This is a genomic window from Pseudomonas sp. DTU12.1 (assembly GCF_009873475.1).
GTDB classification, from domain to species: domain Bacteria; phylum Pseudomonadota; class Gammaproteobacteria; order Pseudomonadales; family Pseudomonadaceae; genus Aquipseudomonas; species Aquipseudomonas proteolytica.
In genome coordinates this window covers 102,278-127,396 of record NZ_CP045254.1, presented here as the reverse complement: position 1 = coordinate 127,396, position 25,119 = coordinate 102,278, and the positions used below count along the sequence as shown (strand labels likewise).

Here is a 25,119-nt window from a genome sequence, read left to right as displayed (position 1 = left end):
ATCAGCTTTCTAGCCAGACGTCCCGCGCCCAGTGCCACACCGATTCCCAGGACTCTTCGGTGACCAGCTCTTCTTCGCCGGACCACAGCACTACCGTGCCGTCTTCCTCGACGCAGTAGTAATCGTCACCGTCCTGGCAGATCGGGATCAGCTCGCGAGGCACGCCGATATCCCAGGCATTGGCCGCGACTTCCGGCAGATAGGTGTGGGACTGTGGGTCGGTGATGGTCACCGGCTCCAGGCTGCCGTACACCACATCGCTGACGGTCAGCAGGAATTCCTTGAACACAAACGGGATGTTGATAAACAGCTGTTCTTCGACTTCCACCAACTGGTCTTCGTCGGGCAGTTCCAGAGGAACCGGTACCGGTTCGTTGGCTTCACGCAATTGTTCGATAACTTCTTCCACGGCCGGGATCCTCATGCTAGATGGCGCGGTTTATAGGGGCGTTTTATACAGTAGCTCGCTATAAGTGCAACCGCGAAATAGAAAACCCGGTGAAGACGGTTAAAACTGCTTTTCCAGCTTTAGGCTGATGCTGTTTTTGTCGTAGGAATAAAGCCAGTCGACATTGCTTACGACCTTGTTGTATTTGACCGTCAGACTGGGCACCACATCCATCACCGCCAGGCGTGGGGCGCGCAGGATAAAGGTGTAGCCCTGTTCATCGTCGCTGCGTCGGTCATCGACGATGGCGCTGTAGGCATCGTATTGGCGTTTGCGGTATGACGCGAACAGCACAGCGCTGACTCCCACCTCGAAATCCTTGGCGACGCCCAGCCGCACGCCTTTTTGCAGGTAAGCCTGGGTGCGATCCCGGGCGTTGCGCTGGCTCAGGTCGACGCCGCCGAACAACGTCCAGCGCTGGGGCAGGGCCTGCCACAGAGTGGCGTAGACCGAGCTGATGCCGCCGTCGAGGTTACTGTTGAGGTCGTGCTTGTAGGCCATGTCCTTGTATTCGCCTTCCAGCTTGAACATGCGTGTAGCCGATAACGTGTGAATCCATTCGCCCCGCAACCCCCAGGCGCTGTACATGGCGTTGTCGGCGATGGTGTTGAACTCATACGATGGCCCGAGGGAGTACTGGTTTTTCGCATCGTGATAGCTGTAGCCGGCATTGTTGATAAGGGTGCTTTCGTTGTACTTGCTCTCCTTTTCATACGCCTGGCCGTACAACAGCGAGCGCATGAACACCCCGTGATGACCGTTGAGGGCGATGCGTTTGTTGAGCGTGGCCTCGTAATCCGCGCCGTGGGCAGACACAGCCTTGGGCAGCGAGCGTTGGACCAGAATGGTTTCTTCGGCAGTGACGTAGCGATACGTCACTGTGCTTTCGGGGGACTGATTGAGGTTTTTGCCCCAGGTCGGGCCAATGGCGAAGGAGCCTTGCCAGTCTTCACGGTGATCCAGGGCCTGCTTGAAACTGTCGACGGTCTTGCCCAGGCCCATGGCCTGCGCGTCGGAGGGGCTGAGGCCACTGCTGATCTGTTGGAATACGGCGTTGGACTCGCCATCCTTGCGGTTCTCGAACAGCACCCGCGCCAGCTCCAGGCGGCCCGGCAGGAAGTCGGACTGTATCGCCAGCAATTGGCGGTAATAATCTTCGGCTTGCTCCAGGTCGCCATCGGCGCGGGCCAGGCCACCCTTGGCATAGGCAGTGAGCATCGGATCGTGGCCGGGCAGGGCGGTGTAGCGTTTGAGATAGTCCCTGGCCTGTGGCCAGTTCTGGCGTGAGAGGGACACGTACACCGCGCGGCCCAATTCATCCAGGTTGTTGCCGACGGTGTAGTCCTGGCCGTCGATGTTCAAGAGTGGTGCGGTGCCGTCGCTGGGCAATTCATCCTTGAGCAACTCGTGCTCTTGCTGATTGGCGCGGTACTCGATGGTCTGGTTCAGACGCAAGCTGGTGTCCTGGTCGGCAGCAAATAGCGCAGGGGCCATGAACAGCAGCAGGGAAAAGGGTAAAGCGTGGAGCGTGAGGGATCGCTTGCAGTAGGGCTGGGGCATTACCGGGCTCTCGGGATCGCTTCAAAACGCCAAAAGCAAGTGCCTGGGGGCAGGCACTTGCTTGGGTGGTGCTACAACAGGTTCAACCGGCGATTACTTGGCGACGCCACCGAAAGCGGTGTCGTAGTTGCGATCGGAGAACTTGGCGATACCGGCCAGCGACGCGGTGGAGCCTGCGCCGAAGAAGCTGCCTTGGGTGGTGCCGGTTGAGAGGCTTGCATTAGTGACTGCATCGCGCGCTGCAGCGTTGCCGGCAAAGCTGGCGTCGGCGGTGTTGATGTTGGCCGCCAACTGGACCTTCAGCGTGCTGTTGCTCAGCGAACCGACCAGAGTCGGGGCCGCTGTGCCGAAGGATGCGGTCAGGTCGCCAGACAGCACGTTAGCCCCGGAGTAGTTGTTGATGCCCTGTACCGCGTAGGTCACGCTGGCCGTTGGCAGTACGCGGCCAGCGGTATCGCCGGAGTAGTACACGACACGGCTTGGGTCATTGTTGGCACCAGTCTGGGACCACTCTCCGTAGTACACCTGTTGGTTGGCAACTTGTTTGAAATCGAAGTTGCCCAGTGTGGAGTGAGAGGGTGGCATCATCGCGGTAGTAATAGTGGAGACGCCATTGGCATCGGTGGCAGCCATGCCTTTCAAACCACTGAAAGCGACTTTCGTGCCGTTGTAAAAAGCCTTAACGCCAATGGCCGGCTGGCCCGCGGAACCTGGGTGATTGGTTGAGCCTGAACCACTGGAACCGTCAACGACGATCGTGCCATCGTAACTTTGACCAGAAGAAGTGGCTGCTTGAGCAACGCCAGCCAGACCCAGAAGTGCCATTGCCAATACTGTGTAGTTGAAAGATTTCATTTCATCATCCATTGAGTGATTTAAATTAAGTCAACACGTCAAGCGTTTGCCAATTTCTTCTTAGCCTCCCATGCAATACCTCCAGGATTAAAAAGTAGCGGTGAAACCGAGCTTCAAAGTTCGACCCGGCGCAGGCATGGCCGAACGCGTCAGCGGGTCGATGTAATAAAGGTTGCTCAAGTTGGTGCCGGTTAACTCGATGGATGCGTCATCGGTCAACTTGTAGTTCACGTAGGCGTCATAAGTGACGATCTTGTCCCATGACATAGGCGTATTCAGGTAATAACTGACCATGGCGCTGTTGGGGTAGTTGTCATAAAACTTGTTTTCATGTTGGCGGTAATAAATAGCCCGTCCGCCCACTTCCAGCTTTCGATCAAGGAATCGCGCACCCAGACCAAGGTTGGCAGTCCACTCCGGCATTGCCATGCTCACCAGATATCCGCCTACAAATCCGTCATCCACGCAGTTGGGGGTACTGCCGTCGGTGCTGACGGAGACAGCCGAGTTTTCATCGCAGACTCTGTTTTTCAGGACATGACCAATGCTCATGTCGGTGAAAAACCGTCCATTATCGTAGCGCCCTTGGAACTCCACACCCGAAGTGACCTGCTTTTCCAAGTTGCTGAAGCGCAGTTGTGGGTCGCGTTCGATCACGTTTTTGGTGGTGTTGTAGTAATAGCTCAGCTTGATGTCGGCGGTTTCGCTGCCCCCCCAGCCGGCCAGGTTATGGATGTAGGCGGCTTCGTAGTTGTGCGCATGCTCTGGCTCAAGCCCCCAGGGATTGATCGATGAGGAAAAGCCAATGGTGCTTTCAAACATGCTTGGGTAACGGATGGCCTCGCTGTAGCGCAGGTAGACCCGGCCATTTTCCGAGGTAAAGAACGTTGCAGAAAGCGAAGGTGTCCAGCCACTGTCTTTCTGGTGTTTGGCTTTGATGTCTTTTTCGTAGATCTCACCATTTCCGGAAGAGCTGCAGGAAATGATATTTTCACCTGCATTCAAGCCGTTGATACACGGGTTGTTAGCGCGCGAATAGCGGCCTTTACCATCACTCTCCCAGTTAACCCTATGTTGGATTTCTTGAATGGGTGATGTTTCTCGTTTAATCACTTCTATATCGGCCAAACGCTCTGCTTCAGTAGCGCCGAAAACATCCCAGAAATCCTTCATGTTTTCAATTTTCTGATCAATGGTTGTTTTTAATTCGGCATCCGTCATTGTTTTGCGCGTGGTGTAATCCACCCGACGCCCGGTTTCTTCAAGTTGCGTTGTTATTCCACTCTTGTCCTGAGCGCTTTTCAGATAGTCATCGAACGCCCAATAAGACGAATATCGCATCCCCGCCTCAAACTTGGCGAAGCTCACGGGACGCCAGTCGAACTTGAAGTTGTACTCCTGCTCTTCACGGCGGCCGGCGCGAGGGTACATGCGCAACGTGTCACTGATGATGGGGTCGTAATAGTTGTCGTTCGAGCCCAACTTTTCATGCTGGTAACTACCACCCAGCGTCAGATCGAGGCTGTCGAGTAACTTGAACTTGTTGCTTGTGGTCAGGCCGATACGATCATGCTTGGAGTTGGCCAGGGCGGTATTACGGTACACCGGGTCGGCGAGGGTGGTTTGATTGGGGACGCCGCCGCTGCTGTAGGTATCGCTGCGGGTGTTGGTCATCCACAGGTTGGAATAGAAATCCACCCACGGGTTTCCCTCGGGCTTGAGGTTGTATTCCAGGTTGTAGGCTTTGCTTTGCACATGGCTCAACGGCCACTGCGGCACGCCGTTGGTGGCGGCGTCGTAAGTTGTGCCGGGTTTAAAGAACGAGATCCGTGATGGCAGGATCTCGCCATACAGCGCATCGGTGTCGCGGTAGCCGAACTCCAGGGACTGGTTTTCATCGATCTTGAATTTGGCCTTGCCCAGCCAGGACTCCATCTTGCTGGAGGTGTTGGGGACTTCATCGCCCGGTTTGTAGATGGTCGCGAGGTTGGGAATGTAGTCAAACTGTCCGTTGACTTGCTTTCCACTGGAGTAGAAGTCGCTCTTGTTCTTGCCCGCGTAGTGGTTACCTTTTTCGCGAAAGGCGTAGGCGGCCAGAAGTTCGAATTTTTCCTGGCGGGTGGCCAGTGCCAGGCGGTAGGCGGAGTCATCGCTGGACAGCAGCTTGTTACTGCTGCTGGTGCGTGGGTGTTTGTACAAAGAGTGATCGTAATAGCCCCTGATAGGCGAGTATTCATAGCCGGGGCTGGGCATTTGTCCGGTCATCAGCGTCTGCAGTTTGGGCGACACCGAGTTGTTGCTGCCTTCTATTTTAAGTTCGCCACCATATTCCTGGTCCTGCTTGAGCACGTCGTCGACGTTCAGGGTGCTGGCCACCACCGCGCCGCCGATGCCTCTATAGACGTTGCGCTCCAGGTTCGGGCCCTTTAACACCTTGATGCTACCGATCAGGTTGGGGTCGATGTAGTTGCGGTTGTTGGCGCCCATATAGCCGCGATAAGCGGTGATTGCCTGCTCGGTGCCGTCGATGGTCAGCGGCACGCGCCCCGGGCCCTGGATGCCGCGGATGTTCGGGTCCAGCGCGCCGCTGTTACGCGAATCGCCGCTGTAGACGTTAAGCATGCCCTTGAACATATCGGCGGGGGCCGCGCCTTTGTAGCGCTCGATCTGCTCCTTGCCGGCGTAGACCGTGGAGATGTCCTGGTCGTAGACGTCGTTGTAGCCCTTTTCGTCGCGCGACTGTTTGCCTTCCATGCCCAGCACATAGGTGGGGTGCAGGTCGCCAGGCAGGATGCCGGCCGAGTTCGGCCCGGGTTGCACCTGGATGATCGGGCGGTCGGACGGGCCGCCGAGGCTGTAGGTGACACCTTGATTGGCCAGCAATGTTTGCAACGCTGCGTCCAGGGACAGGCGACCCTTGACCGGGTTGCCGTAGCTGTTGGTGAAGTCGTTGCTGCCCAGGTAAAGCTCGACACCGGCCTGGCGCGCCAGCAGCACCAAGGCCTGATCCAGGGCCAGGGTAGGCACGTCGAAATTATGTACAGCAGTGGCCGGGGCATGCGCTGCACTGGCGGCTGGGGCTGCCCGCACCGGGCTGATGGTCGCGGCATCGGCGACCAGCGCAATGGCGGCCAACCGAATTCCCAGGCTCAACCGGGTGCGTTTTGTTGCCTTGCACTTTTTGTTGTTCTCTTGCGTCTGCAAAACCGGCCTCACTAAAGTAAATAAGATTTATTCACATGTAGTAGAAACGGCCCAGCTGCAAAAACGCGATAGATCGTTATGATCTATGTATAGAGTTTTTTATCTTGATTTTTAAGGTTGATCAGTAGATCAGTGTCAATCCAGGCAACTCGACAATCCGCCCATGGGCTTGCGCCACCAGGTGCTTGAGCGCTTCGTTCAGGTTATCCAGGCGCATCACCGCACTGATTTTGACGTTGCGCAGCGCCTCACCTTTGACCAGCACCAGTCCAGGTCGATAGCGATTGATGCGGGCAGTGGCGTCGGCCAGGGACTCACGCTGGAACACCAGCCGTCCTTCCTGCCAACTGGCCAATTCCTCGGGGCTGGTGCTCAGCGGTACAAGGCCCGATTTCGGGCTGAAACGCAGGCTGTTGCCCTGCTCAAGCAATGCCGAGCCGGCGGCCTCATCGCGGCCGTGATCGGTCAGGTTGACCTCGACCCGGTGCTGCAATACGCCCACCCAGCCTTCGCGATCCTTGCCAATGCCCACTAGATAACGGGTGCCGCGTGCCGTGATATCGGCTCCGGGTGCCTGGACGGTGAAGGGGCGACGCTCCTGTTCATTCATCGGCGCAGGTGTGAACACGGCTTCGCCCTGGCTCAAGCGTACGCGCCGGGTCTGGTCGTCGTAGGCCAGGTTGAGAATGCTGTGGCTGCCCAACTGCACCTGGCTGCCATCGGCCAGGGTGATCTGGCGTACTTCGCCAAAGCCGGTGTGATAGTCGCTGTTCAGGGCTTGCACCCAGAAAGGTGGCGCCAACAGCATCCAACAGCCGATTGTCAGTGCGGCCAAGGCGCTGCCGCCGACAACCGGCATGCGCAGCCAGGCGGACCGCGGCGGGCGCTGGGGTTTTACATAACCGGGACGTTGCTTGAGCTGTGCGGTGGCCTGCCACGCACGATTGGCGCGCTCGGCGGCGGCGGCGTGCAATGGATCGGCAGCCAGCCAGTGCTCAAAGGCCTCGAGTTCACGTGCCGAAAGCTGTCCTTGGCGATGGCGCATCACCCAGTCGGCAGCTTTGCGCTCTACCGGGTCGATAGTTTGTGGGGAGGCATTCACGGTTGGGTCTATTTACCTTTTGGCTCTTTGTCGTACACAAGGCTCAGCCCTCTTGGCCAGGTTCCAGCGCCCGACCAATCCTGGCCAGGGCCATTGCCATGTGTTTTTGTACAGAGCTTGTGGATATCCGTAAATAGCGCGCGGTCTCTTTGTGCGTCATGCCCTCGACACGGCAGAGCATAAATACGTCGCGGGTACGGGCAGGCATGCGCTCCAGCAGGCTTTCCAGGTGTTCCAGTTCGAGTGCGCCGAGTGCCTGTTCTTCAGGGCAACTGGTCTCATCGACCAACGTGGCGAAAAAGGCCGTGGGGTCGTTGTCATAGCGCTTTTCACCAAAGCGGCGGTGATGGTCGATCATCAGGTTGTGCGCCACCCGAAACAGATAGGACGGTGCGCACAGCACGCGTTCCAGGCTCTCCAGCTGGGCGATGCGCAAAAATGTGTCCTGCACCAGGTCGGAGGCCAGGCTGGGGGAGCACTTCTTGCGCAACAGGTAACGATGCAACGCAGGGGCGTGTTGAGTGAACAGTTTTTCCAGCACGGCGGCACTTTCCTATGCTCGGGCAGAACCGGGGAGGGCGAGTATAATGAGAGTCGTTCTCATTAATCCAGTAAAACTCCGCACTGAGTTTTCCGCAGGCAAAAAAACACCCCGGCGGTGCAGGCGCTTTGGAGCGCTGCACCCGACCGGGGTGTTTGTTACAGCAGGCTATGCGCCTTTGCGGATCAGCCGTTCTGGCGGATACCGGCTACCAGCCAAGGCTGGTTTTCGCCTTGCGGACGTTCCATGTTCCAGCTTTCGCTGAACACTTCGCCCTGGTCGAAGCGCGAAGTCTTCGACACACCGCTGAAGGTCAGGGTGGCGATGGTCTTGTCGGCGCGGTCATCCACACCTTCCAGTTGCACACGCAGGTCGTCGATGTAGGTCGACTGGAATGCGTCGCCCAGTTCGGCACGTTCGCGCTTGAGGAACTCCAGCAATTGCGGGGTCACGAACTCGGCGATCTTGTCCATTTCGTTGGCGTCCCAGTGTTGCTGCAGGGACTGGAAGTGGTTGCGGGCCGCTTCGACGAAACGTTCTTCGTTGAACCAGGCTGGCGCGTTGATCACCGGACGAGCGGCAGCAGCAGGTGCCGCCGAGCCGCCGAAGATCGAACCCATGGCAGGCTTTTGCTCGAACACTTCACGCTGCATCGGCGCGCCGGCTGGAGCCAGGTGCTCCTGCTGCTTGCGGCGACGGGCGGCGATAAAGCGGAAGATCACAAAGGCGATGACCGCCATGATCAGGATGTCGAAGATCTGCATGCCCTGGAAGCCGCCGCCCATGAACATGGAAGCGAGCAGGCCACCGGCAGCGATACCGGCCAGAGGGCCCAACCAGCGCGAAGCACCGCCGGCCTTGGCAGCAGCGCCTGCGGCACCGGCTGCACCTGCGGTGGCAGCCGCTGGGCCCATGCCGCCAGCGGCGGGGGCCATTTGGCTGGTCTGATGGCTCGGCGCTGCGCCGGAGCTTTTGCCGCCACCAAAGCGTTTGGCGTTGGCGTCGAGGCTCATCGTCAGGCCGATGCACAACGCCATGGCGATGCTAAGAAAACGTTTCATAAAGGGAATTCCCATTTGTGGATTGCACGCGCGCCATGTTGCACAGGTGTACTGACAGTGGCTAGCGACATAATGTTTCGGGCTTTTGCGTAAGGCCTAATCCGAATGCTCCGTAGGAGGTATTCGTACACAGTGTAGGAGCGAGCTTGCTCGCGAAAAACCCTAAGACACCACGTTCATTCAGGATGCCCGCGTTATCGTTGACGATCTTCGCGAGCAAGCTCGTTTAGACCGCTTCAAGCTTGGCGTAGCCCATCATCAGCCACTTGCTGCCTTCAGCGAAGTTCACCTGCACGCGGGCCTGGGCCCCGGCGCCTTCGAAGTTGAGGATCACCCCTTCGCCAAAGATCGCATGCCTGACCTGCTGGCCAAGGCTGAACGGGGTTTCGGGAATTTCCGAACCGGCAAACATACTGCTGGAATTCTGTTGCTGGCCCCCGCCGAACGGCCGGCTGACGCTGTTGGACAAGCGTACTTCCTGAATCAGCCCTTTCGGCACTTCCCGTACGAAACGCGACACCTTGTTGTAGGTCTCGCTGCCATACAGGCGACGCGTCTCGGCGTAGGTCATCACCAGGTTCTGCATCGCCCGGGTAATGCCAACGTAGGCCAGGCGGCGTTCTTCCTCAAGGCGACCGGGCTCTTCCAGGCTCATCTTGTGCGGGAACAGCCCTTCTTCCATGCCCACCAGGAACACGTAGGGAAACTCCAGGCCCTTGGCACTGTGCAGCGTCATCAACTGCACGCTGTCTTCGTGTTCGTCGGCCTGGGTATCGCCGGCTTCCAGCGATGCATGGCCGAGGAACGCCGCCAATGGCGACAGGTCGGCATCTTCCTCGCTGTTCTCGAAGGCGCGGGCGGCGCTGACCAGTTCCTCAAGGTTTTCTACCCGAGCCTGGCCTTTCTCGCCTTTTTCCGCTTCGTGATAAGCGATCAGGCCCGACTGCTCGATCACCGTCTGGGTCATCAGGTGCAGCGGCATTTCCAGGCACTTGGCGGCAAGGTTGTCGATCAACTCGACAAACCCGCCCAACGCCCCGGCAGCGCGACCTGTCAGGCCTTTATTGACGATCAGCAGGCGCATGGCCTCCCACATCGACACATCGCTGTGCCGTGCGTGTTCGCGGATCGCCTCGACGGTTTTTTCGCCAATGCCCCGCGCCGGTACGTTGATCACCCGCTCCAGCGCCGCATCGTTGCCGCGACCTTCCAACAGACGCAGGTAGGCCATGGCGTTCTTGATTTCCGCACGTTCGAAGAAGCGCTGGCCGCCATAGATGCGGTACGGGATGCGCTCGCGCAGCAAAGCCTCCTCGAGTACCCGCGACTGGGCGTTGGAGCGGTACAGAATGGCGATATCGCTACGGGCCAGCCCGGTTTTCAGGGCGCTTTCAATGGTTTCCACCACGTAGCGCGCTTCGTCGTGTTCGTTGAAGGCCGCGTAGAGGTTGATCGCCTCGCCTTCGCCGCCGTCGGTCCACAGCTCCTTGCCCAGGCGCCCGGTGTTATTGGCAATCAAGGCGTTGGCGGCCTTGAGGATCCCGGCGGTGGAGCGGTAGTTTTGCTCCAGGCGAATGGTCTCGGCATCCGGGAAGTCGTCGGAATACTGGTAGATGTTCTCGATTTTCGCGCCGCGCCAGCCATAGATCGACTGATCGTCGTCGCCCACCACCATCAGACTGTCGCCGCCCTTGGCCAGCAGGCGCAACCAGGCGTACTGCACGGCGTTGGTGTCCTGGAACTCATCCACCAGAATGTGCCGGAAGCGCTTCTGGTAATGGGCCAGCAAACCGGGGTTATCGCGCCACAGGTCGAGGGCCCGCAGCAGCAGCTCGGAGAAGTCGATGACCCCGGCACGCTGGCAGGCCACTTCATAGGCTTCATAGATGCTGCGCATGGTGGCCAGGAACAGGTCGCCACTGGCCTGTATATGTTGCGGGCGCAGGCCTTCGTCTTTCTGGCCGTTGATAAACCATTGGGCCTGGCGCACCGGCCAGCGTTGCTCATCCAGGCCCAGCTCGCGGATCACCCGCTTGACCAGGCGTTGCTGGTCATCGCTGTCGAGAATCTGGAAGGTCTGGGCCAGGCCCGCTTCCTGCCAGTGGGCCCGCAACAAGCGGTGCGCCAGGCCGTGGAAGGTGCCGACCCACATCCCGGCCGGGCTGATGCCCATCAACTGCTCGATGCGGTGGCGCATCTCGGCAGCGGCCTTGTTGGTGAAGGTCACCGACAGGATGGAATGCGGGGACGCGTTCTCGACCTGGATCAACCAGGCGATACGGTGCACCAGCACTCGGGTTTTACCGGAGCCAGCACCGGCCAGGACCAACTGACGGCCAACGGGGGCTGCTACGGCCTGGCGTTGGGCATCGTTGAGGGAGTTCAGCAAAAGGGAGAGATCATCGCGCATCGGCGCATTCTAGGGTGCCGGGGGAAGGGGGGCAAATCCCATTGCCGGATGGTCGGCACAAAAAAACAGCGGCGATCTACAATCGGCAAATAATCGATCCACAGGGATGACCGGTAAGTCATCGCCTGCAGCCCGCGCCCTGTCTTGTTCAGCCCCTCTGGGCCAAAGGTTTGCGCGGGTTTATTCGCGGATTTTTATGATCCAGAGCAGTTTGGTCTGCACGCCTGCTTGTGTATGCTCCGTCGACGTTTCGGGCTCACCATTATAAGAACACTGCCTATGACCCTCAGCACTGACCTGCCTGGACCTTCTCTCGCGCCGGCGCAGGTTGTCCGCAAGCACTACGCCATGGAGATGGCGGTCGAGCGCACGCGTCTGTTGTACCAAGGTTCGTTGCTGCCCACCTTATTGATGCTGGTTAACGGCCTGGTCTGCGCCTGGTTGCTCTGGAGCCCGCAGCGCTATGTGCAAGTCGGCAGTTGGCTGGTGTGGTTGCTGGCCCTGGTGGCGTTGCGCGTGATCCAGGTGGCGGCCTTCGATAGCGCCCTGCCCAGCCGGCAGGCGCAGCCGATCTGGCGACGGATGTTCATGCTGGGCTCGGCAGCCAGTGGCCTGACCCTGGCGAGCGCGGCCATTGCCCTGGTACCACTGGACAGCTTCGTGCAGCAGGCCTGGGTGTTTGGCCTGATTGGCGCGGCCACTTTATCGGCCAGCGTGGCCTACGCAGTGAGCCTGCCGGCGTTTTTGTCGTTTGCCTTGCCCTGCCTGGTCCCCACCATCCTCTATCTATTTTGCAGCGGCGAACCGCAATTGCAGGGTTGGAGTTACCTGGGCCTGATCCTGCTGGCGTCCTTGAGCCTGGTGGCATGGCAGGTCAATCGCCTGATCCAGCGCGGCTTGCTGCGGCGCTTCCAGAACCAGGCCCTGATCGAGCACCTGCAGCAGGCCCGCCAACGCAGCGAGCAGTTGAATCAGGACCTGGTGCGCGAGGTCGAGCAGCGGCGCCAGGTCGAGCAGGAGTTGCGCGAGGCCCAAATCGGCCTGCAACACCGTGTCGAACAGCGCGGCCAGCAACTGGACGCCGCCAGCCTCGCCCTGAGTAAAAGCGAGGCGCGCCTGGCCATGGCATTGCAGGCCAGTGAACTGGGATTGTGGGACTGGAACCTGCAAACCGATGAAGTCCATCACACCCAGCTCAAGGAACTGTTCGGCCTGGAGCCTGAATACGTCACGGCGATGCTGCGCGACCTCAAGCCTCGCCTGCACCCGGACGACCTGCCACTGCTCAAGCGCGCATTGGTGGAGCACCTGAAAGGTCGCAGCGAGGACTATCAGGTGGAGTACCGCGTGCGCCACGGCGACGGGCGCTGGGTGTGGATCGAAGACCGCGGGCGGGCCGTGGAGCGTACCGCCAGCGGACGCGTGACACGCATGCTCGGTACCCGGCGCGACATCAGCGCCGGCAAGGCGGTGGAGGAGCAGTTGCGGCTGGCGTCCACGGTGTTCGAGGCGGCCAGCGAAGGCATTGTGATCCTGGATCCGGAATATGTGCTGATTGCGGTCAACCAGGCCTTCAGCCGCGTCACCGGCTTTGATATCGACGACATGCTCGGGCGCAACGTCGTGGAATTGCCGTGCAGCCGCGATGCGCGCCGACACTTCCCGGTGATTCGCCAGGCCCTGTTGAGCCACGGCAGTTGGCAGGGTGAACTGGTAGAGGCGCGCAAGAACGGCGAGCTGTACCCGCAATGGCTACAACTGAGCGTAGTGCGTGATGTTCGGGGAAATGTGAGCCATATCGTGGGCTTCTTCGCTGATTTGTCGGCGCGCCGCGAGTCCGAGGAGCGCATGCGCTACCTCACCCATTACGACGAACTGACGGGGCTGGCCAACCGCTCGCTGTTCCGCGAACGCCTGCGCGAAGCCCATCAACGGGTACGCCAGGGCGGTCGTAGCCTGGCGTTGCTGCATATCAACCTGGACCGCTTCAAGCTGCTCAATGACAGCCTGGGCCATGAAATCGCCGACCAATTGCTGCAGAAAATGGCCCGGCGCCTGATCAACGCCTTACCGGAAGCCGACACCATCGCGCGGTTATCCGGCGACGAGTTCGCGGTGTTGTTCGACGCTTATGGCAGCTTGTCGAGCCTGGCGCGCGTGGCTACCCGGCTGCTGGCCAAGCTGCGGGTGCCGGTGGCGGTGGAGGGCCACGAATTGGTGGTCAGCGCCTCAATCGGTGTCAGCCTGTTACCGGATAACGCCCGGGAAATTTCCGCGCTGGTCAGCCAATCGAACATGGCCATGCAGCACGCCAAGCATTTGGGCGGCAATAACTTCCAGTTCTATACCGACAGCCTGCAGGCCAGCACCCTGGAGCGTCTGCAGTTGGAAAACCAACTGCGCAAGGCTATCGATGAGCGCCAATTGAAGGTGTTCTACCAACCCAAGCTGTGCCTGGCCACCGGTAAGATGAACGCCGCCGAGGCGCTGGTGCGTTGGGACCACCCGCAATGGGGCAGCGTGCCGCCCGGTGATTTCATCGGGTTGGCAGAAGAAACCGGGTTGATTGTGCCATTGGGCGAGTTCGTGCTGCGTCAGGCCTGCTGGCAGGCGTGTGAATGGCAGCGCCAAGGCCTGGCGCCGATTCGCGTATCGGTCAACCTGTCGGTGCACCAGTTGCGCCAGGGCAAATTGGTCAGCCTGGTGCGCCAGGTGCTGGACGAAACCGGGCTGGCCCCCCAGTACCTGGAGCTGGAACTCACCGAAAGCCAATTGCTCGACAGCGTCGAGCACATCATCGCCACCTTCCAGCAATTGCGCGACCTGGGGGTGAAACTGGCCATTGACGACTTTGGTACCGGCTATTCGTCCCTCAGTTACCTCAAGCGCATCCCGGTGGACTACGTGAAGATCGACCAGACCTTTATTCGGGGTCTGGGCCAGGGGCGCGAAGACTTGGCGATTACCCGGGCGATCATCGCCATGGCCCACGGCCTGGCACTCAAGGTGGTCGCCGAGGGCGTGGAGGACCAGCAGCAGTTGGATTTCCTGCGCGCCGAAAATTGCGATGAAGTGCAGGGCTATTTGATCAGTCGGCCGATCGAGGCCGAAGGGTTGGCGGATTTGTTACGAAAAAATGCAGATTTTCCTGACTGCCAGTGAGGCGCCATCGGCTGCTACATGGCATATGCCCGCTGATTCAGGGGGCAGTAGGGCGATTTAGTGATGCATCGAACGGGCAAATCAACAATTCTTGTAGTATAACTACAAGCTTGCTACATCCCTGGCGTCTGCCAATAACAAGAGTCCTGCCCTTTGAACCTGTTGCAACATATCGCCCAGTCGCGCCACCTGTTACGCAAATCGGAACTCAAGGTTGCCGATCACGTGCTGCTTGACCCTGCGGCCGTGATGCACAGTTCCATGGCTGACCTGGCCCACAGCGTAGGCATCAGCGAGCCGACCATCGTGCGCTTCTGCCGCGCCATCGGTTGCTCGGGGTTCCAGGACTTGAAGCTGAAACTGGCCCAGAGCCTGGCGGCCGGTGCCAGCTTCGGCCAGTTCGCGATTCACGAAGACGACTCCGTCGCCGACTACAGCCTGAAAATTTTCGACACCACCCTGCACACCCTGATGGAAGTGCGGGAGAAGCTCGACCCGATCGAGCTGCAAAAAGCCGTGACCGCCATGTCCCAGGCCCAGCGTGTGGAGTTCTACGGCTTTGGTGCGTCCGGCGCGGTGGCGGCGGATGCCCAGCACAAATTCTTCCGTTTGCTACTGACGGCGGCGGCCTACAGCGACCCGCATATGCAGGCAATGTCGGCGGTGACGTTGAAGCCCACCGACGTGGCGATCTGTATTTCCCAGTCAGGTCGTTCCAAAGATTTGCTGATCACCGCCAACCTGGTGCGTGAAAGCGGCGCTTCGTTGATCACCCTGTGCCCGAGCCAGACGCCCTTGGCGGAACTGTCCACGGTCAACCTGGCGATCGATGTACACGAAGACACCGAAATCTACACCCCGCTGACCTCGCGTATCGCCCACCTGGTGGTGATCGACGTGCTGGCGATGGGCGTGGCAATGGCGCGTGGCCCGAGTCTGGTCAACCACCTCAAGAGCGTCAAGCGCAGCTTGCGCAGCCTGCGGTTGTCACCCAAGTCCGTCAAAGCCCTCGACGACTGACTCGATCCCCTGGCAAGCGTGCCTGTTGAGCTGAGTGGGCTTGTTGTGGCGAGCGGGCTTGTCCCGCGCTGGGCGGCGAAGCGGCCCCATTCAAGAACAATGAGGTGTATCAGACATTCCTGGTTGCCTGGTTTTGGGGCGGCTTCGCCGCCCAGCGCGGGGCAAGCCCGCTCGCCACAACAAACCTTTTCATCACAGTAAGCCCGCTCACCACAGGTCAGTATTCATCGTCCTGTAACCCCCGCGCCGCCAAACCGTCATCCCCCGTGCCCATCCTGAACTCCCCGTACTCGCATTGGGAGACTCGAAATGGCCCGGCACTACGAAGACAGCACCAGCACCGTCAAGACCCGTCGTCAGCAGGAAGACCAGCGCCGCATGGCGTTCCGGCGTGCAATTGAAGATCGCTGCGAGCAGCGTCAACTGCTGCAGAGCATCAGTGACTACCCGGAGTTGCACTGGCAGGCACCCGCGGCTGCCCAGCGAAGCGTTCAGCCAGCGCGCTGATCTGTACCCGCTCGCTGCGGATAAAGCCCAGGAACGCATGGGCCACCGGTGACAGGCGTTTGGCCTTGGCCTGCACCAGGCACCAACTGCGGTACAGCGGCAGCTCTTCCACCGGCAGCTCCTTGAGCCCGCCGGTGGCCAGTTCCAGGTTCAGGGCGTGGCGTGTCAAAAGCGCCACGCCCAACCCCGCCACCACGCACTCGCGCTGTGCCTCGGCCGAGGCCACTTCCACCGTCTGGGTGAAGTGCACGCGCTTTTCCTTGAAGTATTCCTCGCAGGCCAAACGCGTCCCGGAGCCGGGTTCGCGCAGCAACAGGGTGTAAGGCTCCAGGTCTTGCAGGCGCAGCGGCCCTTGCAGGCTCAGCGGATGGTCCGGTGGGGCCACCGCCACAATCGGGTTATTGAGAAACGGCAGGAATTCCAGGCCCATGTCCTGAGGCACCATGGACATGATCACCAGGTCGTCACGGTTGTCCGACAGCCGGCGGATCACCTGGGCGCGGTTGACCACTGTCAGGTGCAACTGCACCTCCGGGTGCTGGCGCTTGAAGGCGGCGAACAAGTGCGGCACGAAGTATTTGGCGCTGGACTCCACCGCCAGCTTCAATTGCCCCTGCAGCGAGCCCTGCATGTCCGAGAGCTGCATATCGAGGTTTTCCAGGCGCCCGAAAATGTCCCGGCTGGCCCGTTGCAGGGCTTCGGCCGCTTCGGTCATGTAGAGCTTTTTGCCCACGTAGTCGAACAGCGGCTGGCCGACCAGCTCTTCGAGCTGGCGAATTTGCAGGCTAACCGCCGGTTGCGTGAGGGACATTTCTTCAGCTGCGCGGCTGTAGGAACGCAAATCGCAGACCTCATTAAAGATCTGCAATTGACGTAATGTCATACGCATCAATGACTTACGCATAATTAAAAAGGTCTCGCCGGGGTCTGTGCGCTCAACTATAAGTCTTTACTTATACACAACCCAATAATTATTGATTTTTGTTAATCCCTAAGTGCGCATAGTGTGTATCTCGCGACTGGCTTGAAACATTTGGTCACGCGCCGACCTGGTCTAGCAGGTCGATGAATGCAGCAATCGGCTCAAGGGAAATTCCAAGTGATAACAAAGATCCTGATCGCCAACCGTGGTGAGATTGCCGTCCGCATCGTGCGGGCCTGTGCCGAAATGGGTATCCGTTCAGTGGCGGTCTATTCCGACGCAGACCGGCATGCCTTGCACGTCAAGCGCGCCGACGAGGCCCACAGCATTGGCGCCGAGCCCCTGGCCGGCTACCTGAACCCGCGCAAGCTGGTGAACCTGGCGGTGGAAACCGGCTGCGACGCATTGCACCCCGGCTACGGCTTCCTATCGGAAAACGCCGAACTGGCGGATATCTGCGCCGAACGCGGTATCAAATTCATTGGTCCATCCGCCGAAGTGATTCGCCGCATGGGCGACAAGACCGAAGCGCGCCGCAGCATGATCAAGGCGGGTGTGCCGGTCACCCCCGGCACCGAAGGCAACGTTGCCGACATCGCCGAAGCACTGACCGAAGGTGACCGCATCGGCTACCCGGTGATGCTCAAGGCCACCTCCGGTGGTGGCGGGCGCGGCATTCGTCGCTGCAACAGCCGTGAAGAACTCGAACAAGCCTTCCCCCGCGTGATCTCCGAGGCCACCAAGGCCTTTGGCTCGGCGGAAGTGTTCCTGGAAAAATGCATCGTCAATCCCAAGCACATCGAGGCGCAGATCCTCGGCGACAGTTTTGGCAACGTGGTGCATCTGTTCGAGCGCGACTGCTCGATCCAGCGCCGTAACCAGAAACTCATCGAAATTGCCCCAAGCCCGCAACTGACCCCCGAGCAGCGTGCCTATATCGGTGACCTGTCGGTGCGCGCGGCCAAGGCCGTGGGCTACGAGAACGCCGGCACCGTGGAGTTCCTGCTCGCCGAGGGCGAGGTGTACTTCATGGAGATGAACACCCGGGTGCAGGTGGAACACACCATCACCGAAGAAATCACCGGGATCGACATCGTCCGCGAGCAGATCCGCATCGCGTCCGGCCTGCCGCTGTCGGTAAAACAGGAAGATATCCAGCACCGTGGCTTTGCGTTGCAGTTCCGCATCAACGCCGAAGACCCGAAGAACAACTTTTTGCCCAGCTTCGGCAAGATCACCCGTTACTACGCCCCCGGCGGCCCGGGTGTGCGGACCGATACGGCGATCTACACCGGCTACACCATCCCACCGTTCTACGACTCCATGTGCCTGAAACTGGTGGTGTGGGCGCTGACCTGGGAAGAAGCCATGGACCGCGGCCTGCGTGCCCTGGACGACATGCGCCTGCAAGGCGTGAAGACCACCGCCGCCTACTACCAGGAAATCCTGCGCAATCCGGAATTCCGCAGCGGCCAGTTCAACACCAGTTTTGTGGAAAGCCACCCTGAGCTGACCAACTACTCGATCAAGCGCAAACCCGAAGAGCTGGCCCTGGCCATCGCCGCCGCCATCGCCGCCCACGCAGGCCTGTGAGGAACATTCCAATGTCTAAGAAAATCTTCGTAACCGACACCATCCTGCGCGACGCCCACCAATCGTTGCTGGCGACCCGCATGCGCACTGACGACATGCTGCCGATCTGCGACAAGCTCGACAAAGTCGGCTACTGGTCCCTGGAAGTCTGGGGCGGCGCGACCTTCGACGCCTGCGTACGTTTCTTGAAAGAAGACCCGTGGGAGCGCCTGCGCAAACTGCGCGCCGCGTTGCCTAACACGCGCCTGCAAATGCTTCTGCGTGGCCAGAACCTGCTGGGCTACCGCCACTACAGCGACGATGTGGTCAAGGCCTTCGTCGCCAAGGCCGCCGTGAATGGCATCGACGTGTTCCGTATCTTCGACGCCATGAACGACGTGCGTAACCTGCGCGTGGCCATCGAAGCGGTGAAAGCGGCGGGCAAGCACGCCCAGGGCACCATCGCCTACACCACCAGCCCGGTGCACACCATCGAGGCATTCGTGGCCCAGGCCAAGCAAATGGAAGCCATGGGTTGCGACTCGGTGGCAATCAAGGACATGGCCGGCCTGCTGACCCCGTACGCCACCGGCGAGCTGGTCAAGGCGCTGAAGGCCGAGCAGAGCCTGCCGATCTTTATCCACTCCCACGACACCGCTGGCCTGGCCGCGATGTGCCAACTCAAGGCCATCGAAAACGGTGCCGACCATATCGACACCGCCATCTCCAGCTTCGCCTGGGGCACCAGCCACCCAGGCACCGAGTCGATGGTCGCCGCCCTTAAAGGCAGCGAATTCGACACCGGCCTGGACCTGGAACTGCTGCAGGAAATCGGCCTGTACTTCTACGCCGTGCGCAAGAAGTACCACCAGTTCGAAAGCGAATTCACCGCCGTCGACACCCGCGTGCAAGTCAACCAGGTACCGGGCGGGATGATTTCCAACCTGGCCAACCAGTTGAAAGAGCAGGGCGCCCTCAACCGCATGAGCGAAGTGCTGGCCGAAATCCCGCGGGTGCGCGAAGACCTCGGCTTCCCGCCGCTGGTGACGCCAACCTCGCAGATCGTCGGCACCCAGGCGTTCTTCAACGTGCTGGCCGGCGAGCGCTACAAGACCATCACCAACGAAGTGAAGCTCTACCTGCAGGGCGGCTACGGCAAGGCGCCGGGCACCGTGGACGAGAAACTGCGGCGCCAGGCCATCGGCAGCGAAGACGTGATCGACGTGCGCCCGGCCGACCTGCTCAAGCCGGAAATGACCAAGCTGCGTGGCGAAATCGGCGCATTGGCCAAGTCCGAAGAAGACGTGCTGACCTACGCCATGTTCCCCGATATCGGACGCAAGTTCCTCGAAGAGCGTGAAGCCGGGACCCTGAGCCCTGAAGTGCTGCTGCCAATCCCTGAAGCCGGCGGCGTGGCCCGTGCCGGTGGCGAAGGCGTGCCGACCGAGTTCGTCATCGACGTGCACGGCGAAAGCTACCGCGTCGATATCACCGGTGTCGGCGTCAAGGCCGAAGGCAAGCGTCACTTCTACCTGTCCATCGACGGCATGCCGGAAGAAGTGGTGTTCGAACCGCTCAACGAATTCGTCGGCGGCGGCACCAGCAAACGCAAGCAAGCCAGCGAGCCGGGCCATGTGAGTACGGCCATGCCGGGCAATATCGTGGATGTGCTGGTCAAGGAAGGCGACGTGGTCAAGGCCGGCCAGGCCGTGCTGATCACCGAAGCGATGAAGATGGAGACCGAAGTGCAGGCGGCCATCGCCGGCAAGGTCAGCGCCGTTCATGTGGCCAAGGGCGACCGGGTCAACCCGGGCGAAATCCTGATCGAAATCGAAGGCTGATACACAGCCTTCGACACTACCGCTTAATCCTCGGGGGGCATGTGCCCCCTTTTTTTTGCGCAAAATTCAGAAGGTCAGGGTCCATTGGCCCATGACTGCCTGGCTGGTGCTGCGGGCGCCAACGTCACCGGTGTAAGTCAGGCCGACGCTCTGCGTGGCCGACACTGCCAGCCCCAGCCCGGCCTGCAAGGCCAGGCTGTCGCGGTTCAGCGCGATGCCCTGGATGGTGAAATCGCTGTTGAACGCGTCCTTGTCCACCCATGCGGAGGACTGGCGCACGCTGCTACCTACATCGCCGTACAGATGCTTCCAGCTCGCGCTGACGTGAGGTTTGAGGCTCATCTGGTTGTCCAGCGTGTAGAGGCTGCTCATGCGCAGGCCGAGGGTGGTGCTCAGATTCTGCTGGGTTTGCTCGCCGACGTTGAGGGCGCTCATGCCGCCTTTTTCTTTGAAGCGTTCGCGGTGGTAGCGCTGATAGCCTACGCCGGCGAACGGTTCGACGGTGAAACTGCCGTGGTCCACGCGATAGCCCAGCTCGCTGAGAAGCGTCTGGCTTTGCGCGGTGTACTTGCCCTTGAGCTGCTCCCGATAGTCGATGAAATCAAAGTCGACACTGCGTTTGTTCTGGCCGGCGTGGCTGCTATGGATCGCTCCCAGGCGCAGCGCCAGTGGCCCGTCCTCGCGCACCGCGTAAGCCCCCAGGTGCCAGCTGTCCAGCCCGGCCTTGAAGCGTTTGGCGCTCAGGTCGCTGGTGGATTTGGCGCCCACGACACCCACGCGCCAGGCAGGGTCCACCGCCCAATCAGCCCCCAGCACCAGGCCTCGAGTACGTTGCTGCAGGCCGGCGCTGCCGTGCTGCCCGCCCAGGCTGGCGCCGCTGCCCAGGCCCTGGAACCAGAAACGCCCGGGGGCATCGCCGTTCCCCTCGCGCATCACCGACAGCAGGCTGGCGTTCAGCGGGGCCAGGCTGTTCTGGGTGGCGCTGCCCAGGTTGGCGTTCTGGCTGCCGGCCAGTTGTTCAAGCACCGCGCCGAGCCTGTTGGGCGCCAGGTTGCGGAAGTAGTGGTAGTCATGGGTAATCCGCTCCAGATCGTAATCGCTCAGAACGCCTGGCTCCCACAATGCGTCTATGGCGTTGTCCAGTACCTGGGCGACGCTGCGGCCGTTGTGGGTGGTGGCGTAATCGGCGAAATAAAAAGCGCTGGCAGGTACGGGATGTGCCTGCTCGCTGTCGCTGGGTGGCTCCATATCCCCGCGTGCGGCAACCATTGAAATACTGGCAGCGTTCAGCGCGAAGGTCATGACTATGGCAAGTCGCTTGGATGTGTAGGGCATACGGTCCCAACCTCTGATATGTGAGGCAGGGAATTTAGCGAGGTGGCCGGCGTACAACTGTCAGCGGCGGCGTGCGTAGTACGCGGGAGATGTCTTTAGTCCGGAGCGAATGTACGCGTGCTCAATGTAGGTGAGCTGGTTTGCATTTTATTGCGTTTTTTAACCCGCTTAAGCGCAATAAATGCATTTTATTGCGTAAATAAAGCGGGCTTGGCAATCGCGCATGCACTATATTGCGTAATCAAGCCTGCTTCATTCGCCGAAGGTGCATTAAATTGCCAACGGAAGCCATTCACTCCCTGATGTTGCAAATCTTTAATGCCGGCCATTGGCAGGACGCAATGCGGCTGGAGTTTTCCGAGCCTCAAAAAGGTTTTGATGGACCCTGTCGGTTTCACTATCGGCAGGACTATCTCGTGGAGCACCTTGGCGACATTGGACAAGGTTTTTGTTCTGCGTTGAGTGGGCGGTTTCCTCTGGAGTGGGATGTCACCTTCCTCAAGACGGCTCCTGCCTTCTTGCATGACATTGCACCGGCGGGTGCGGCGAAACGCTTCCTGCTGCGATGACTGTCAGCATGGATACACGCGCCCTGCTGATCCAGGGCATCGAGCAGGGCCTGGCCCAGGGCACCCTGCAAATCGGCGAAGCGGTACGCCGCCTTCGCGTTGAAGTCACGGGCCTGCACCAGAGCCAATTTGCCAGGATGTGCAAGATTTCCGTGCGCACGCTGGTGCATATCGAGCATGGCGAGGGCAATCAGACGCTCAAGTCGTTGAACGCTGTGTTCCGTCCGTTCGGCTTGCAGATGGGGGTGGTCAGGGTGCGCCGTTCGCTGGGCTGAAGCTTAGCCGCGTCGTACATAACCCTTGCCGTAGTGGCGCTCCATACGGGCCTGGATCAGTTCCAGGCCGATGGACAACACCCAGTAAATGATCGCCGCAGTGGTCAGCATCTCGATGTAGCGATAACTGGAGCGGCCATAGGATTGCGCCAGAAACATCACTTCCCAGACACCCATCACCGAAATCAGCGACGAGTCCTTGAGCATCGAGATGAACTGGTTAGTGGTGGGCGGAATGATCGTACGCATGGCTTGTGGCAGGGTGACATGCCAGAAGATCAGGCTGTCACGCATGCCCAGGGCCAGGGCGGCCTCTCGTTGGCCATGGGGCACGCCGAGAATACCGGCACGGAAGATCTCGCTCAGGTAAGCCCCGTAGTTGAGCGACAAGGCGATGATCCCGGCGGCGATGGCGCCCGGGACCAGGCCCAGTTGCGGCAGGCCCAGGTAGATCAACAGGATCTGGATCAGCAACGGTGTGCCGCGAAAGAACGACGCATAGAAGCTGGCAATGCCAAAGGCCACGGCGCTTTTCGACAGGCGTCCCAGCGCGGTGACAAACCCCAGCACTGACGAAGCCGCGATCGAACACAGGCACAGAAACAACGTCAGCGCTGCGCCTTGCAGGAAGCCGCTGGGCGCCAGGCTCAGGCCCAGCAGGTTGGGCAGCTTGTCGAGGATGATCGAGAACTTCAGGTCAAAGCTCAGGAAAAAACTCGCGAACAGGGCGAACAGCACCGCCCAGGTCAGGTACAGGCGGGTGCGGAAACCGAAGAGGCGTTGTAGCCGCGATTCGCTAGCCACCGGCTTGGGAGGTGGGGGAAAGGCGGTCATTGGCTGATATCGGCGCCGATCCATTTCTGCGACAGCTTGCTCAAGGTGCCGTCCTGTTTCAGCTGGGCGAAGACTTCACGCACTTTGCTGTCCCACTGCGGGTCGCCTTTCTCGATCGCCACCGAATTGGGTTCTGAGTACAGCGCTTGGCCGGCGAGCTTGAAGCGTTTGTCCTCGGTCAAGCGCGGCTGGGCGGTGACCAGGTTGGTGAGGATTGCATCCAGGCGTACCCCTGCACCCAGGCCGAGGTCCTGGAAGGCTACGTTATCGGTGTCGTAGGGCGCGATCTGCACGTCCTCGAAGGGGTACTGCAATTGCGTGTCTTCGGCGCCTTCGATCACCAGGTTTTTGTTCAGGTAGCTTTCATAGCTGGAGGCGCTGGTAAGCCCGACCTTCTTGCCGCTCAAGTCCTTGGCGCCATGAATGCGATTGTCTTGGGCATTGACCACGATCACCGCCGGTGAGGCGTAGTACTGCACCGGAAAGTCAAATACCTCGGCGCGGGCTTTGCTCGGGGTCATCGAACAGATGCATATATCGTAACGGCCGCTCCAGCGACCGGCTGCGATCACATCCCAGGAGGGCGTTTCCAGGCGCAGCTTCACGCCCAGTTTTTGCGCGACCGCCTTGGCCACATCGACGTCGAAGCCATCGAGCTGGTTCTGCTCATTGAGAAATGAGAACGGCGGGTAGCTTTCCATCAGCACGCCGACCAGTTCCTGCTTTTTCTCGATGCGCTCCAGAGTGGCACCGCCAAAGGCTTGGGTAGAGGCGGCCAGAATCGTCAGGCCGAGGGCCAGCAGCGGTGGAAATTTCACGATGAATACCTGAATAAAAAAGAGGTTGTTAATAACCAGAAGGTGCGTATTAAATAGTTATAAGAACGACTCTGATAGTGAGTTATTTTCATAAGCATATGAGTAAAAGGCATATGGGCTCAGTACACACAGTGATTCTCGACGGTGGCATGGGCCGCGAACTGCAGCGCCGTGGCGCGCCGTTTCGCCAGCCGGAGTGGTCTGCGCTGGCCTTGAGCGAAGCCCCGCAAGCGGTGGAAGCGGTGCACGCGGCGTATATCGAGAGTGGCGCCAATGTCATCACCAGCAACAGCTATGCGGTGGTGCCGTTCCATATCGGCGAGGCGCGGTTTGCCGCCGAAGGCCAGGCCCTCGCGGCCTTGGCGGGCGAACTCGCGCGCCGGGCGGTGGATGCCTCGGGCAAGGCGGTACGTGTGGCAGGCTCCTTGCCGCCGTTGTTTGGCTCCTATCGCCCTGACCTGTTTGAAGCCGATCGCGCCCTTGAGCTGCTGGCGCCGCTGGTAGCGGGCCTGGGGCCTCATGTCGATCTGTGGCTGGCGGAAACCCAAAGCTCCATCGTCGAAGCCCGGGCCATCCACGCCGGCCTGCCCGATGACGGCAAACCGTTTTGGCTGTCGTTTACCTTGCGCGACGAAGACACCGATGAGGTGCCGCGCCTGCGTTCGGGCGAACCCGTGACAGACGCAGCAGAAGCGGCGGCGCAGTTGGGTGTGCAGGTGTTGTTGTTCAACTGCAGCCAGCCGGAGGTGATTGGCGCCGCGATTGACGCTGCGCGGCAGACCTTTGAGCGCCTGGGGCGCGATATCCATATCGGCGCCTACGCCAACGCCTTCCCGCCGCAACCCAAGCAAGCCACGGCCAACGATGGCCTGGACCCGCTGCGCGAAGACCTCGACCCGCCCGGTTACCTGCATTGGGCGGCTGACTGGCAGGCGCGCGGTGCCAGCCATTTGGGCGGTTGCTGCGGGATTGGCCCGGAACACATCGCGGTGTTGGCGCAAAAGCTGGCCTGACCCCAGCGCCATCCAACGAAACCCTTGTGGGAGCCTGACCCACCGCCATAGCAGCCTCGTCGAAGCTCGA

General features: G+C 60.2%; 20 protein-coding genes. 8 read left to right on the top strand and 12 right to left on the bottom strand.

Annotated elements, in window-relative coordinates; genetic code table 11:
* Nucleotide 1: 1 nt before the first annotated feature.
* From GDV60_RS00580 to uvrD, 8 genes are all read right to left on the bottom strand, one after another.
* Nucleotides 2–409, bottom strand: coding sequence for an SMI1/KNR4 family protein (locus tag GDV60_RS00580; RefSeq protein ID WP_029290059.1), 408 nt, complete (start codon nt 407–409; stop codon nt 2–4).
* Nucleotides 410–508: 99 nt separating this feature from the next.
* The gene (locus GDV60_RS00575; RefSeq protein ID WP_159905969.1) at nt 509–2,008 is read right to left on the bottom strand and encodes a surface lipoprotein assembly modifier; all 1,500 of its coding nucleotides are present in this window, start codon (nt 2,006–2,008) and stop codon (nt 509–511) included.
* Between the two features lie 93 nt (nt 2,009–2,101).
* Entirely contained in the window at nt 2,102–2,863 is a 762-nt protein-coding gene (locus tag GDV60_RS00570; protein WP_166647881.1) for a Slam-dependent surface lipoprotein, read from the bottom strand.
* 87 nt (nt 2,864–2,950) lie between these two features.
* Complete coding sequence (locus GDV60_RS00565; RefSeq protein ID WP_256679350.1) at nt 2,951–5,998, bottom strand: TonB-dependent receptor domain-containing protein; 3,048 nt, start codon at nt 5,996–5,998, stop codon at nt 2,951–2,953.
* Between the two features lie 190 nt (nt 5,999–6,188).
* Nucleotides 6,189–7,169, bottom strand: a complete 981-nt coding sequence (locus GDV60_RS00560) for a FecR domain-containing protein (RefSeq protein ID WP_256679349.1) — start codon at nt 7,167–7,169, stop codon at nt 6,189–6,191.
* Between the two features lie 43 nt (nt 7,170–7,212).
* Nucleotides 7,213–7,710, bottom strand: a complete 498-nt coding sequence (locus GDV60_RS00555) for an RNA polymerase sigma factor (protein WP_029290050.1) — start codon at nt 7,708–7,710, stop codon at nt 7,213–7,215.
* 185 nt (nt 7,711–7,895) lie between these two features.
* Nucleotides 7,896–8,771 (bottom strand): Tim44 domain-containing protein, encoded by an 876-nt coding sequence (locus tag GDV60_RS00550; RefSeq protein ID WP_154907139.1) that lies wholly within the window; start codon nt 8,769–8,771, stop codon nt 7,896–7,898.
* Nucleotides 8,772–8,997: 226 nt separating this feature from the next.
* Complete coding sequence (gene uvrD / locus GDV60_RS00545) at nt 8,998–11,181, bottom strand: DNA helicase II (RefSeq protein WP_029290045.1); 2,184 nt, start codon at nt 11,179–11,181, stop codon at nt 8,998–9,000.
* 279 nt (nt 11,182–11,460) lie between these two features.
* Here uvrD and GDV60_RS00540 point away from each other — a divergent pair, with 279 nt between their 5' ends.
* From GDV60_RS00540 to GDV60_RS26655, 3 genes are all read left to right on the top strand, one after another.
* Nucleotides 11,461–14,343, top strand: coding sequence for an EAL domain-containing protein (locus GDV60_RS00540; protein WP_070996656.1), 2,883 nt, complete (start codon nt 11,461–11,463; stop codon nt 14,341–14,343).
* Nucleotides 14,344–14,496: 153 nt separating this feature from the next.
* Nucleotides 14,497–15,363, top strand: coding sequence for a transcriptional regulator HexR (gene hexR, locus GDV60_RS00535; protein WP_029290040.1), 867 nt, complete (start codon nt 14,497–14,499; stop codon nt 15,361–15,363).
* Nucleotides 15,364–15,672: 309 nt separating this feature from the next.
* Nucleotides 15,673–15,870, top strand: a complete 198-nt coding sequence (locus tag GDV60_RS26655) for a PA3496 family putative envelope integrity protein (protein ID WP_071610068.1) — start codon at nt 15,673–15,675, stop codon at nt 15,868–15,870.
* On the opposite strand, the gene GDV60_RS00530 is transcribed toward GDV60_RS26655, so the two are convergent.
* The gene (locus GDV60_RS00530) at nt 15,800–16,774 is read right to left on the bottom strand and encodes a LysR family transcriptional regulator (RefSeq protein ID WP_029290038.1); all 975 of its coding nucleotides are present in this window, start codon (nt 16,772–16,774) and stop codon (nt 15,800–15,802) included. The two genes, GDV60_RS26655 and GDV60_RS00530, sit on opposite strands and share 71 nt — an antisense overlap.
* Before the next feature lie 195 nt (nt 16,775–16,969).
* Here GDV60_RS00530 and GDV60_RS00525 point away from each other — a divergent pair, with 195 nt between their 5' ends.
* A complete protein-coding gene (locus tag GDV60_RS00525; RefSeq protein WP_029290035.1) occupies nt 16,970–18,385 on the top strand; it encodes an acetyl-CoA carboxylase biotin carboxylase subunit in 1,416 nt (471 codons plus the stop codon).
* 11 nt (nt 18,386–18,396) lie between these two features.
* Complete coding sequence (gene oadA, locus GDV60_RS00520; protein WP_029290033.1) at nt 18,397–20,205, top strand: sodium-extruding oxaloacetate decarboxylase subunit alpha; 1,809 nt, start codon at nt 18,397–18,399, stop codon at nt 20,203–20,205.
* A 66-nt stretch (nt 20,206–20,271) separates the two neighbouring features.
* On the opposite strand, the gene GDV60_RS00515 is transcribed toward oadA, so the two are convergent.
* On the bottom strand, nt 20,272–21,540 hold the full coding sequence (locus GDV60_RS00515) for an autotransporter domain-containing protein (protein WP_159905965.1): 1,269 nt from the start codon (nt 21,538–21,540) through the stop codon (nt 20,272–20,274).
* 275 nt (nt 21,541–21,815) lie between these two features.
* Here GDV60_RS00515 and GDV60_RS00510 point away from each other — a divergent pair, with 275 nt between their 5' ends.
* Nucleotides 21,816–22,109: a hypothetical protein gene (locus GDV60_RS00510; protein ID WP_256679348.1), complete on the top strand. Its 294-nt coding sequence runs from the start codon at nt 21,816–21,818 to the stop codon at nt 22,107–22,109.
* 8 nt (nt 22,110–22,117) lie between these two features.
* Nucleotides 22,118–22,384: a helix-turn-helix domain-containing protein gene (locus GDV60_RS00505; RefSeq protein WP_371128935.1), complete on the top strand. Its 267-nt coding sequence runs from the start codon at nt 22,118–22,120 to the stop codon at nt 22,382–22,384.
* 3 nt (nt 22,385–22,387) lie between these two features.
* Here GDV60_RS00505 and GDV60_RS00500 read toward each other — a convergent pair whose 3' ends face one another.
* Both GDV60_RS00500 and GDV60_RS00495 read right to left on the bottom strand, forming a co-directional pair.
* Nucleotides 22,388–23,218 (bottom strand): amino acid ABC transporter permease, encoded by an 831-nt coding sequence (locus GDV60_RS00500; RefSeq protein ID WP_029290023.1) that lies wholly within the window; start codon nt 23,216–23,218, stop codon nt 22,388–22,390.
* On the bottom strand, nt 23,215–24,036 hold the full coding sequence (locus GDV60_RS00495) for an ABC transporter substrate-binding protein (RefSeq protein ID WP_154907136.1): 822 nt from the start codon (nt 24,034–24,036) through the stop codon (nt 23,215–23,217). The genes GDV60_RS00500 and GDV60_RS00495 overlap by 4 nt, the downstream gene beginning before the upstream one ends.
* Nucleotides 24,037–24,149: 113 nt before the next feature.
* Between GDV60_RS00495 and GDV60_RS00490 the strand changes: the two genes are divergently transcribed.
* Nucleotides 24,150–25,049, top strand: a complete 900-nt coding sequence (locus GDV60_RS00490; RefSeq protein WP_070996664.1) for a homocysteine S-methyltransferase family protein — start codon at nt 24,150–24,152, stop codon at nt 25,047–25,049.
* Nucleotides 25,050–25,119: the final 70 nt, after the last annotated feature.